We start from the raw sequence: 12,083 nt of genomic DNA, 5'->3' as shown, positions 1-12,083 counted from the left end.
CCATGCCGGGGCCCGGTTGGCCAATTGGCGTAGAGGGGCGGGTTTCACGGGGGCGATTCCCTGCCTATCCTGAAGGGACCCCCCGGGTCGCCCCGGCGACTGCACGATGAGGAGGACTCCGTGCCGCTCTCGGAGCACGAGCAGCGCATGCTCGAGCAGATGGAGCGAGCGCTGTACGCCGAAGATCCCAAGTTCGCGACAGCGCTCGAGGGAAGCGGGCTGCGCACGTACACCCGGCGACGGGTCTACCAGGCGGTCGCGGGCTTCCTCGTAGGTATCGCGCTCCTCATGGCTGGAATGGTCGCCAAGCAGGTGTGGCTCAGTGTGGTGGGCTTCCTTGTGATGCTTGGCTGTGCGGTCCTCGCCGTGACCGGCTGGCGCAAGGCCCCCAAACCGGGCGAGCAGCCCGCGGGCGGCCCGCAGGCCGGCCATCGGCCACGGCAGAGGCGCTCCATGATGGACAGGATCGAGCAGCGCTGGCAGCGCCGCCGCGACGAACAGGGCGGCCACTAGCCGCCGAGCCACTCCCGAACGACATCAGGGGGTGACCACCGAAGGGTGGTCACCCCCTGTCGTATGCCCGGGGCCGTACAGCTGAGGGCCGGTCGTATGGCCAAGGCCGTATGCCGCCGTATACCCAGGGCCATAAGGCCGCCGTATACCCGGGGCCGGGCCGTACGCCCGGGCCCTGCCCGGCGCCGGGCACAACCGCCTGCGCGGTCATCCGGCGCCCGGCTCACATCGGGCGCCGGCCCTCAGCCCCGCTGCCCCGGCGCCCACGGCCGGCGCCGGCTCGGGCGGGCCGCCGCCGCGCGCTGCTTCACCGCCGCCCAGCGGTCCGCGAGAGCCCACACCACCCGCACGGTCGAACGCGGAGCGAGGAGCGCCCGCAGCCGGGTCAGCAGGCTGACCTTGGCGTTCAGGTCGGCGCGGACCCTGCGGGCGTCCTCCGCCAGGCCGGCCACCGGGCGCGGGGCCGGGGCGTACAGGACCTGCTCGACCGCGTCCGCGATGCGGTGCACGGACTCCGCCGCCGGAGGATCGAGCAGGCCCAGGCGTACGATCCGGGCCGCGGTTCTGCGCGGGGTCTGGCTGTCGTCCGGCGGGATGCCGAAGTCCCACGCCGTGTCGGTCAGTTCCTGCCAGACCGCCAGCGTGTGCAGCGCCGCGTCCCCGTCCGAGCGGCCGTGCCCACCGAGCCGTACCGCTCTGGTCCGCAGCCGCCACAGCGCAGGCGCCAGCGGGATCAGCAGGGCCAGCAGCCCGCCGAGCGCCCAGGCCAGCGCCAGATACCACCGGGGGCCGTCGTCGTCCGAGCCCAGCGCCAGGGCCGGGGACTCGCTCGCGCACAGCTCGGGACGCTGACCCGCACAGCTGTCGCTCTCCGACGCCGAGGGGGACGGCGCCTCGCTCGCCGACTGCGAGGGGCGCGCCTCGTCCGGCTGCGCGCTGCTCGACGTGTCCGGCTGGGTGTACGACGGCACCGAGCCACGGGTCGGCGTCGGCTCGAAGCGCGTCCAGCCGACGCCCTCGAAGTACAGCTCGGGCCAGGCGTGCGCGTCCCGCAGCCCCACCGACACCGTGCCGTCGCCCTGCGGGGTGCCCGGCGCGAAGCCCACCGCGACGCGGGCCGGGATGTCCAGCGAGCGGGCCATCGCCGCCATCGCGAAGGAGAAGTGGACGCAGAAGCCCTCCCTGTCCTTCAGGAAGCGGGCGATCGCGCCGGGGCCGCTGCCGACCTTGACGTCGGTGTCGTACTCGAAGCCGCCCGTCAGCGAGAAGTAGTCCTGGAGCTTGACCGCCTGGTCGTAGCGGCTGGTCGCGCCCTCGGTGACCTCGCGCGCGGTGCGGGCGACGACGTCCGGCAGCGAGTCGGGCAGCTGTGTGAACTCACGCCGCAGCGCGGTCGGTGCCTCGGGCGCCTCCGCCAGCTGCTTCGCCGTCGGCCGCACGTCCAGGGAGCGCACGGTGTACGTGACACCGCGCGTGGTCTGACGGCGGTCGCCGACGACGGTCATGCCGAGCGGCTCGTACCGCCAGTCGCCGGGGATCTTCACGGCGCTCGGCGGATACGGCATCGGCAGCCAGTTCTGCGCGTACCAGTCGGCGGCCCGGACGGTCGTCACGACCTCCTTGCGCTTGATGTCCGGACCCAGCCCGAACGGGGTCGGGAACGGATCGGGCACCGCCTCGATGGTCCGCTTCGACGGCTGCCATGTCGTGCCGTCGAAGTCGTCGAGGGACACGATCCGCAGATACATGCTGGAGATGTCGGAGTTGTCGGTCCGCAGCGACAGGACCTGGCGGTCCTCCTCGACGTTCAGGCTGTCGCGCAGCGACACCAGCGGGTTCACCGCGGAGATCGTCCCGCCGCTCCCGCTGCCGGCGCCGATCCCCGTGCCCGCGGGGCCGAGCAGGCCGCCGTTCATGGCGGGCAGGGCGAGCGGCACGACCAGGGCGATACCCAGGGCGAGCACACCGATCCGCCGGCCGGTGCGCACCGGCGCGACCGCACCGCCCGGCGAAGCGCCGGGGTGGCGCGGGGCCCCGCTGAAGACCCGGCCCCACTGCGAGAGCCGGTCGCGGCCCTCGGCGAGGAGCAGCATCAGATAGCCGACGGCGGCGACCACGAACCACAGGCCGTCCGCCGCCCCCTCGGACAACCCCGCGGCCACCGAGTACAGCGCGAGCAGCGGCAGCCCGGCGGGGGCGGCGCTGCGGAACGTCACCGCGACGGCGTCCACCGCGAGCCCTATCACCAGGACACCGCCGACCAGCATCAGCCGGATGCCGGGCGTGAGCGGGGCGGGGGCCGAGTAGTGGTTGACGTCCTCGCCGCCCGCCTGCAGCAGATCGCCGAAGTGCCGGAACGCCTCCGGCCCGGGGATCACCCCGAGCACGGCCTCGCTGCTCGCGAACGCCAGGGTCAGCAGAGCCAGCGCGACGACGGCCTGCGTGGCCACGGTCAGCGGCCGGGCCAGCGGCACCCGCCGGGTCAGCATGCCCACGCCGCTCAGAATCGCCAGCATCAGCGCCGCCTGCATCAGCCAGCTCACCGACATGACCAGCGGCAGCAGGGCGCAGGACGCCATCAGGGTGGCCGCCGCGGCGCACAGCGCCATCCGTGTCCGCCCGCTCATCCCCACGCCTCCCCGCCACCGGCCGCGGTGAGCCCGCTGCGCTCCCGGTCGGCCTGCCGCCACATGTCCTCCAGCGAGGCGCCGCGGGGCACGCCGAGCGCGGTCCAGCCGGCCTCGCGCAGCAGACGCAGCCGCTCCCCGTGCCGGCCGGACAGGGCCCCGGGGACGTCCGTCGCCTCCCGCGTCCAGGTCTCGCTGTCGAGCACGAAGGCGATCGCGCCCCCGCTGCGCTGCCGCATCCGGGCGGCCACCGCCGCCTGTTCCTCGTCCAGGTCGCCGAAGAAGGCGACCAGCAGTCCCTCGTTGCCGCCGCGCAGCACGTCGTAGGCGCGCGACAGGCCCTCGTGGTCGGAGTGGTCGATCACCGCGAGGGTGTCCATCATCAGCCCGGCGGCGTCCGCCGACTCCTGGCTGGCGCCCGCGAATCCGTCGGTGCCCTCGCCCGGCACCGAGGACCCGGTGTCCGTCAGCAGCCGTACGGAGAAGCCCCGCTCCAGCATGTGCACCAGCACGGAGGCCGCACCGGAGACGGCCCACTCGAACGCCGAGTCGGGGCCCGCGCCCTGGAAGGCGTCGCCCCGGGTGTCGAGCAGCACGGTGCAGCGGGAGCGCTGCGGCTGCTCCTCGCGGCGCACCATGAGCTCGCCGTAGCGGGCGGTGGAGCGCCAGTGCACCCGGCGCAGGTCGTCGCCGTAGCGGTAGCCGCGCGGGATCACGTCGTCCTCGCCAGCCAGCGCCAGCGAGCGCTGCCGCCCGTCGCCGTACCCCTTCGCCTCGCCGCCGAAGCGGACCGGCGGCAGCGCCTCCACGCGCGGGACGACGGTGAGGTCGTCGTACGCGGAGAAGGAGCGGGTCAGCTCGCACATGCCGAACGGGTCGCTGAGGCGCAGCTGCAGCGGGCCCAGCGGATAGCGGCCGCGCAGGTCGGAGCGCACCCGGTAGGACACCTCGCGCCGGCCGCCCGCCTCCACCCGGTCCAGCACGAAGCGGGGCCGGGGACCGAGGACGTAGGGCACCCGGTCCTGGAGCATCAGCAGTCCGGTGGGCAGCCGGGAGACGTTGTCGATCCCCAGGTGCACCCGGGCCTCGCTGCCGGCGGGCACACGCGCGGGGGACAGCCGCCGGCTGCCCGCGACCCGGTAGCGGGTGCGGTACAGCACGGTCGCGCAGACCAGCGGCAGCGCGGCGAGCAGCAGCCCGACGCGCAGCAGGTCGCTCTGCCCCAGGACGTACGCGCAGACGGCGGCCGCGACGCCCGCCGCCAGGAAGGAGCGGCCGCGCGTCGTCAGACCGGCCAGTGCCGTACGGATCCCGCTGCGGTCACCGCGGTCCGCGTCGGCCCGGCCAGCCTCGCCGGAGGTCATCCGAGCCTCCGCGGCGGCTGATGGCCGTACGCCCCGGCGCCGCGGCCGAGACCGCCGAAGCCGCTCTGCTGGTGGGGCGCGGCCGGCACCGGGGTGCTCTGCAGGATCTCCTGGACGACCTGCTCGGCGGTGCGGCGGTTGAGCTGGGCCTGCGCGGTGGGCAGCAGACGGTGGGCCAGGACGGCCGGGGCGAGCGCCTGGACGTCGTCCGGCAGCGCGTACTCCCGACCGCTGAGGGCCGCCGACGCCTTCGCCGCGCGCAGCAGATGCAGCGTCGCGCGCGGGGAGGCGCCGAGTCTGAGGTCCGGGTGGATGCGCGTGGCCGCGACCAGCTCCACCGCGTACCGGCGGACCGGCTCGGCCACATGGACCCCGCGCACGGCGTCGATGAGTTTGACGATGTCGTGCGCGTGGGCCACCGGCTGGAGGTCCTCCAGCGGGGACACCCCGCCGTGCACGTCCAGCATCTGCAGCTCGGCCTCCACGCTGGGGTAGCCGACGGAGACCCGGGCCATGAAGCGGTCGCGCTGGGCCTCGGGCAGCGGGTAGGTGCCCTCCATCTCGACCGGGTTCTGCGTGGCCACCACCATGAAGGGGCTGGGCAGCTCGTAGGTGTGCCCGTCGATGGTGACCTGGCGCTCCTCCATGGACTCCAGGAGCGCGGACTGGGTCTTCGGCGAGGCGCGGTTGATCTCGTCGCCGATCACGATCTGCGCGAAGATCGCGCCCGGTTTGAACTCGAAGTCCTTGCGCTGCTGGTCCCAGATGGACACGCCCGTGATGTCGGACGGCAGCAGGTCGGGCGTGAACTGGATCCGCCGCACCGAGCAGTCGATGGATCGTGCCAGCGCCTTGGCCAGCATGGTCTTGCCCACGCCGGGGACATCCTCGATCAGAAGATGCCCCTCGGCGAGCAGTACGGTCAGCGAAAGCCGTACGACCTCGGGCTTGCCCTCGATCACACCCTCCACCGAACTGCGGACACGCTCCGCTGTGGCGGTCAGATCTGTGAGGCTCGCTCGATCGTCATAGGTCGTCACCCGGCCCTCCTCGGCCCGTTCTTACCGGGCCGACACAACGCGGACCGGCCCTCCCCTGGAACACGGGCACCACGCCTGAGGCGTTGCGCGTGCTGCCACACTCGCATTCTTGCTGCCGTTACCGATTCGTGTCACTCGACTGTGGACAACTGCCTGCGTTATGTCGGCCTTGGGGGCTTTTGTATGCCCCGCAGGGCGGGATCGACAGCGAAACGACAGGTGAAGCCGATGCTCACCAGGGGTGCGCGCGATGTCACCACGAGGTGTCGCCGGCCGGGGTCAGGAGGCGTCGACCTCGCGCAGCAGACCCGTCTTCACGTCGAAGACGAAGCCGCGCACATCGTCGTTGTGCAGCAGGAACGGCGAGGTGCGCACCCGCTGCATCGACTGGCGGACGTCCTGGTCGACGTCCCGGAAGGACTCCACCGCCCACGCCGGACGCTGGCCGACCTCCATCTCCAGCTCGTGCCGGAACTCCTCGGTGAGGGACTCCAGGCCGCAGTTGGTGTGGTGGATCAGGACGATGCTGCGGGTGCCGAGCGCCCGCTGGCTGATCGTGAGCGAACGGATCACGTCGTCGGTGACGACACCGCCCGCGTTGCGGATCGTGTGACAGTCACCCAGCTCCAGCCCCAGCGCGGCGTGCAGGTCGAGACGGGCGTCCATGCAGGCCACGATGGCGACGTGCAGGACGGGACGGGCGTCCATGCCCGGGTCGGCGAATTCGGCGGCGTACTGCGCGTTCGCGTCGACGAGGCGGTCGGTGACCGTCCCGCTGCGGTCTATCGCGTCGTCGGAGCCGGCGGGAACCGATGCAGAAGTCGTCATACCCATGACGGTACTGGTCACATCGGCGCCGGTCCTGTCGTGAGAGGGGACAAAGAACGTCATCGAGGCTTGTTGTGAGCTAACCCACAAGGGTGGTGTGAGTGCCCCCATACGGGCGGTTTCGCCGCCCGCCGGGCGTCATCGGAACCCGTCGCGGCGACGCGCAGGCCGGTTGATTGACCGCGCGACACCGTGGACTAAAGTGACGCGAAGCGGGAGGCGAGACTCCCCCTGCTGGACAGCAAACCCCGGAGGCTCCGGCGACTTTCCGGAGACCTCCCCGCGTGCGCGGCGCGTACGTGCGGCTCGGCCTCCTCCCGCTCCCGGTCGGCTGACGCTCCAGGCGCCGGCAGACCTCCCCTTCACGAGCGGCGGGAGACCCGGCGGTGCGTGCGCCGCCGGATCTGAGAGGGCCCAAGAGTGACAGGGCGCGAAGCGCTTCCCCACACGGACGGCGGGCGACGGGAGGACCGGCACGTCCCGGTGATGCTCCAGCGGTGCCTCGACCTGCTGGCCCCCGCCCTGGAGCGGCCCGGAGCCGTCGTCGTCGACTGCACCCTCGGCCTCGGCGGACACAGCGAGGCTCTGCTGAGGCGCTTCCCCGAGGCCCGGCTCGTCGCCCTCGACCGGGACACCGAGGCGCTGCGCCTCTCCGGCGAACGGCTCGCGCCCTACGGCGAGCGCGCCCACCTCGTGCACGCCGTCTACGACGAGCTGCCCGACGTCCTCGCCCGCCTCGGCGTCCCGCGCGTCCAAGGTGTCCTGTTCGACCTCGGCGTCTCCTCCATGCAGCTCGACGAGGCAGACCGCGGCTTCGCCTACGCCCAGGACGCCCCGCTCGACATGCGCATGGACCAGACGACCGGCATCAGCGCCGCCGAGGTCCTCAACACCTACCCGCCCGGTGAGCTCGTCCGCATCCTGCGCGCCTACGGCGAGGAGAAGCAGGCCAAGCGGATCGTGTCCGCCGTCGTGCGCGAGCGCGAGAAGGAGCCGTTCACCAACAGCGCCCGGCTCGTCGAGCTCATCCGGGACGCGCTGCCCCAGGCCGCCAAGCGCACCGGCGGCAATCCGGCCAAGCGCACCTTCCAGGCGCTGCGCATCGAGGTCAACGGCGAGCTGTCCGTCCTGGAGCGGGCGATCCCGGCCGCCGTGGAAGCCCTCGCCGTGGGCGGACGGATCGCGGTGCTGTCGTACCACTCGCTGGAGGACCGGCTGGTCAAGCAGGTCTTCGCGGCCGGCGCGACCACCACCGCCCCGCCCGGGCTGCCCGTCGTGCCCGAGCGCTACCAGCCCCGGCTCAAGCTGCTGACACGCGGTGCCGAACTTCCCACGGAGGAAGAGGTCGCCGAGAACCGCCGTGCCGCACCGGCGCGGCTGCGCGGCGCCGAGCGCATCAGGGAGTCCATCGAATGAGGGCCGAGAGGCAGGGGCGGACGCCCGGTCCCGGAGGGCACGCCGCCTCCGGACCGGAGCACCGGACGGGGGAGGGCGTGTGAGCGGGAAACCCGAACTGAGGGGCCGGGCCGCCCGGCTCGCCCGGCTCCTGCCCGCGGGGGCCGGACGCGCCGCCCGCGCCCCCTTCGTCCTCCTCGTCGTCCTTCTCCTCGGCGGCGGACTCATCGGACTGCTCGTCCTGAACTCCGCCCTCAGCGAGGGCGCGTTCCGGCTGGACGACCTCGAGCGGGAGACGAAGACCCTCACCGACGAGGAGCAGTCCCTCCAGCGCGACATCGACGCCTACTCCGCGCCCGACGCCCTCCAGCGCCGCGCCCGCGAACTCGGCATGGTGCCCGGCGGCGACCCCGCCTTCCTCGGCCCCGACGGCACCGTCAAGGGCGTCCCCAGCCCCGCGGCCGCCGGTCCCGCCGCCGCCCGCGACCCGCTCCTGCTCGCCCCCGAGGCCCTCACCGGCGACCCCGCCACACCCGGCACCTCACCCGCGCCGGACCCGGCCGCCGCCTCGCCGCAGGGCACGCCGAGCGCGTCCCCAGCCCCCTCCGACGCACAGCCCTCCCCGTACCCGACCCCCGGCAGGTGACGGAAGTGTCCGACAGGGAACCGCCGCGCCGCCGTGTGCCCGGACCCGCGAAGCCCGCCCGCTCCGGCGGCGCCCAGCGGCGCCCGGGACCCGGCGCCCGCCCCGCCCGCCGCCCGGCCCGGCCCCGCCCCGGCTCCCAGGGCACCATCCGGCTCGGCAGCCCCCGCCCCCGGCTGCGCATGGTCGGCCTGGCCCTGACCCTCGTCCTCAGCGCCTTCGTGGTGCGCCTGCTCCAGGTGCAGGGCATCGACGCGAGCACCTACGCCGCGAAGGCCGAGAAGAACCGCTACGTCGGCTACACCCTCGCCGCCGAGCGCGGCGGCATCACCGACCGCAACGGCGTTGCCCTCGCGACCAGCGTCGACGCGTACGACATCACGGCCGACCCCACCCTCTTCACCCGCGAGAAGCTCGGCGTCGACGACGGCCCCGAGCAGGCGGCCGCCCTCCTCGCGCCGATCCTCGGCCAGGAGCAGGACGACATCGTCAAGAAGCTCCGGCCGGCGAACAAGAACCTTCGCTACACCCTGCTGGCCAGCCGCCAGACCCCGCAGGTCTGGAAGCAGATCAAGGACCTGAAGACGGCGCTCGCCACCAAGTCCGAGGCCGACAAGGCCACGGTGAACGTCCTCGGCGGGGTCCTCTCGGTCGCCAGCAGCAAGCGCGTGTACCCCAACGGCGACCTCGCCGCCGGGATACTGGGCTGGGTCAACGCCGACGGCAAGGGCGGCGGCGGGGTCGAGCAGCAGCTGAACGAGGAGCTGTCCGGCAAGGACGGCGAGATCCGCTACGCCCAGTCCGGCGGGCGGCAGGTCCCCACCGTCAACGCCACCGAGACCCCGGCCGTGCCCGGCAGCGACGTCGAGCTCACCATCGACCGCGACATCCAGTGGGCCGCGCAGAACGCGATCAGCGAGCAGGTCGCCAAGTCCAAGGCGGACCGCGGGTACGTCATCGTCCAGGACACCCGCACCGGCGAGGTCCTCGCCATGGCCAACGCGCCCGGCTTCGACCCCAACGACCTGTCCGAGGCAAGCGGCGCCAACATGGGCAACGCGGCCCTCCAGGACGCCTACGAGCCCGGCTCCACCGCGAAGGTCATGTCGATGGCCGCCGTCCTGGAGGAGGGCGTGGCCACACCCGGCACGCATGTCGTCGTACCGAACCGGCTGCACCGCGGCGACCGGCTCTTCAAGGACGACATCGACCACGAGACCTGGTACCTCACGCTCAACGGCGTGCTCGCCAAGTCCAGCAACATCGGCACGATCCTCGCCACCGGCCAGCTCGGCAAGACCCAGCCCAAGGCCAACAAGGTCCTCTACGACTATCTGCGCAAGTTCGGCCTCGGCAGCTACACCGGGCTCGGCTTCCCCGGCGAGACCCCGGGCATCCTGGCCGCCCCCGGCAAGTGGTCGACGTCGCAGCAGTACACGATTCCTTTCGGCCAGGGCCTGTCCCTGAACGCCATGCAGGCCGCGTCCATCTACTCCACGATCGCCAACGGCGGTGTCCGCGTCGAACCCACCCTCGTCCGCGGCAGCAAGGGCCCCGACGGGCAGTTCACCGAGGCGCCCAAGCCCAGGAAGACCCGGGTGATCAGTGAGAAGACGGCGAAGACGCTCGCCCGGATGCTGGAGTCCGTCGTGGACGACCGCGAGGGCACCGGCACCAAGGCGCGCATCCCCGGCTACCGCGTCGCGGGCAAGACGGGTACGGCGAACCGAGTGGATCCGGCCACCGGCAAGTACCGCGGCTACACGTCGTCGTTCGCCGGCTTCGCACCCGCGGACAAGCCTCGGATCACCGTCTACTGCGCCATCCAGAACGCCACCCAGGGCAACTACTTCGGCGGCCAGATCTGCGGCCCCATCTACAAGCAGGTCATGGAGTTCGCGCTGAAGACCCTCCAGGTCCCGCCGACCGGGGCCAAGCCCGCCAACCTTCCGGTCGCCTACAAACCCTGACCCCCTGATCAGCACCGAGCAGCCAGGAACCGCACCGTGACAACGATCACCCCCGACCCCGGGAACCACGGCACCCCCCGCCCCTCACTTCGCCCGCAAGGGGGTACTCCCGGTACGCTCACCGCCGTGCCACACGCTGATCAGTCCCAAACCACCCAGAAGGGGCACCCCGTGACGTATCCGGGACCGCCCAGGCCGGTACAGGTCGCCGCCACACCCCTGGCGGAACTCGCCGATCAGCTGGGTGCCGCCACGCCGGCACAGCCGGACGGCGCCGTCGAGGTCACGGGCATCACCCATGACTCGCGGGCCGTCCGCCCCGGCGATCTGTACGCCGCCCTCCCGGGCGCCCGCCTGCACGGCGCCGACTTCGTGACCCAGGCCGCCGGCCTCGGCGCGGTCGCCGTGCTCACCGACCCGACCGGCGCCGAGCGCGCCGCCGCGACCGGCCTGCCGGTCCTGGTGGCCGACGACCCGCGCGGCCGGATGGGCGAACTCGCGGCCACCATCTACGGCCACCCGGGCCGCGACCTGCTCCAGATCGGCATCACCGGCACCTCCGGCAAGACCACCACCGCCTACCTCGTCGAGGGCGGCCTGCGCACGGCCCGCTCCACCGGCCTGATCGGCACGGTCGAGATGCGCATCGGCGACGAGCGGATCAAGTCCGAGCGCACCACCCCCGAGGCCACCGACCTGCAGGCCCTGTTCGCCGTCATGCGCGAGCGCGGCGTCGAGGCGGTCGCCATGGAGGTCTCCAGTCACGCCCTGGTGCTCGGGCGGGTCGACGGCTGTGTCTTCGACATCGCCGTCTTCACCAACCTGAGCCCGGAGCACATGGAGTTCCACTCCGACATGGAGGACTACTTCCAGGCCAAGGCACAGCTGTTCACCCCGGCGCGCAGCCGGCTCGGCGTGGTCAACGTCGACGACGAGTACGGCCGCCGGCTCGTGAAGGAGGCCGGCGTCCCGGTCGTCACCTTCTCCGCCGAGGGCCACCCGGACGCCGACTGGCGGGCCGAGGACGTCCGCATCGGCCCCATGGACGCCCGGTTCACGGTGATCGGCCCCAAGGACGAGCGGATCACCGCCACCTCGCCGCTGGCCGGTCCCTTCAACGTGGCCAACACCCTCGCCGCGATCGTCGCCCTGGCCGCCGCGGGTCTCGACCCGCAGACCGCCGCCGACGGCATCGCCGCCGTACCGGGCGTGCCGGGCCGGCTCGAGCGGGTGGACGCCGGGCAGCCGTACCTCGCGGTCGTGGACTACGCCCACAAGACCGACGCCGTCGAGTCCGTCCTGAAGGCCCTGCGCAAGGTCACCGAGGGCAAGGTGCACGTGGTGCTCGGCTGCGGCGGCGACCGGGACAGGACGAAACGGGAGCCGATGGGCGCTGCCGCGGCGCGGCTCGCCGACACCGCCGTCCTGACCTCCGACAACCCCCGCTCCGAGGACCCCCTCGCGATCCTCGCGGCCATGCTCCGGGGTGCTGCCTCCGTGCCGGCGCACGAGCGCGGCGAGGTGCAGGTCTTCGAGGACCGGGCCGCCGCGATCGCCGCCGCCGTCGCCCGCGCCCAGCCCGGGGACACCGTGCTGATCGCGGGCAAGGGCCACGAGCAGGGCCAGGACATCGCCGGGGTGGTCCGTCCCTTCGACGACCGCCAGGTGCTGCGCGAAGCCATCAAGAAGACCCAGGGATGAAC

At 73.0% G+C, this 12,083-nt stretch carries 9 protein-coding genes; 5 read left to right on the top strand and 4 right to left on the bottom strand.

What is annotated here, in order from left to right; genetic code table 11:
• Positions 1 to 120 precede the first annotated feature (120 nt).
• Positions 121 to 513: a DUF3040 domain-containing protein gene (locus tag DC008_RS08855; protein WP_108706486.1), complete on the top strand. Its 393-nt coding sequence runs from the start codon at positions 121 to 123 to the stop codon at positions 511 to 513.
• A 242-nt stretch (positions 514 to 755) separates the two neighbouring features.
• On the opposite strand, the gene DC008_RS08850 is transcribed toward DC008_RS08855, so the two are convergent.
• From DC008_RS08850 to DC008_RS08835, 4 genes are all read right to left on the bottom strand, one after another.
• Entirely contained in the window at positions 756 to 3,140 is a 2,385-nt protein-coding gene (locus DC008_RS08850; RefSeq protein ID WP_108706485.1) for a transglutaminase TgpA family protein, read from the bottom strand.
• Positions 3,137 to 4,504, bottom strand: a complete 1,368-nt coding sequence (locus tag DC008_RS08845; RefSeq protein ID WP_108706484.1) for a DUF58 domain-containing protein — start codon at positions 4,502 to 4,504, stop codon at positions 3,137 to 3,139. The genes DC008_RS08850 and DC008_RS08845 overlap by 4 nt, the downstream gene beginning before the upstream one ends.
• Complete coding sequence (locus DC008_RS08840; RefSeq protein ID WP_055624570.1) at positions 4,501 to 5,544, bottom strand: AAA family ATPase; 1,044 nt, start codon at positions 5,542 to 5,544, stop codon at positions 4,501 to 4,503. The genes DC008_RS08845 and DC008_RS08840 overlap by 4 nt, the downstream gene beginning before the upstream one ends.
• Positions 5,545 to 5,823: 279 nt before the next feature.
• Complete coding sequence (locus tag DC008_RS08835) at positions 5,824 to 6,372, bottom strand: beta-class carbonic anhydrase (protein WP_108706483.1); 549 nt, start codon at positions 6,370 to 6,372, stop codon at positions 5,824 to 5,826.
• A 420-nt stretch (positions 6,373 to 6,792) separates the two neighbouring features.
• On the opposite strand from DC008_RS08835, the gene rsmH reads away from it, so the two are divergent.
• The 4 genes from rsmH to DC008_RS08815 all read left to right on the top strand — a co-directional run bounded on the left by rsmH (position 6,793) and on the right by DC008_RS08815 (position 12,081).
• A complete protein-coding gene (rsmH, locus tag DC008_RS08830; protein ID WP_279632307.1) occupies positions 6,793 to 7,788 on the top strand; it encodes a 16S rRNA (cytosine(1402)-N(4))-methyltransferase RsmH in 996 nt (331 codons plus the stop codon).
• 79 nt (positions 7,789 to 7,867) lie between these two features.
• A complete protein-coding gene (ftsL, locus tag DC008_RS08825) occupies positions 7,868 to 8,413 on the top strand; it encodes a cell division protein FtsL (protein ID WP_108706481.1) in 546 nt (181 codons plus the stop codon).
• 5 nt (positions 8,414 to 8,418) lie between these two features.
• A complete protein-coding gene (locus DC008_RS08820) occupies positions 8,419 to 10,380 on the top strand; it encodes a peptidoglycan D,D-transpeptidase FtsI family protein (RefSeq protein ID WP_425276532.1) in 1,962 nt (653 codons plus the stop codon).
• 171 nt (positions 10,381 to 10,551) lie between these two features.
• Positions 10,552 to 12,081: a UDP-N-acetylmuramoyl-L-alanyl-D-glutamate--2,6-diaminopimelate ligase gene (locus tag DC008_RS08815; RefSeq protein ID WP_108706479.1), complete on the top strand. Its 1,530-nt coding sequence runs from the start codon at positions 10,552 to 10,554 to the stop codon at positions 12,079 to 12,081.
• Positions 12,082 to 12,083 lie beyond the last annotated feature (2 nt).

Source organism: Streptomyces nigra, assembly GCF_003074055.1.
Lineage (GTDB): Bacteria > Actinomycetota > Actinomycetes > Streptomycetales > Streptomycetaceae > Streptomyces > Streptomyces nigra.
The sequence above is the reverse complement of the archived record's forward strand: the minus strand, read 5'-3'. Positions and strand labels throughout refer to the sequence as shown.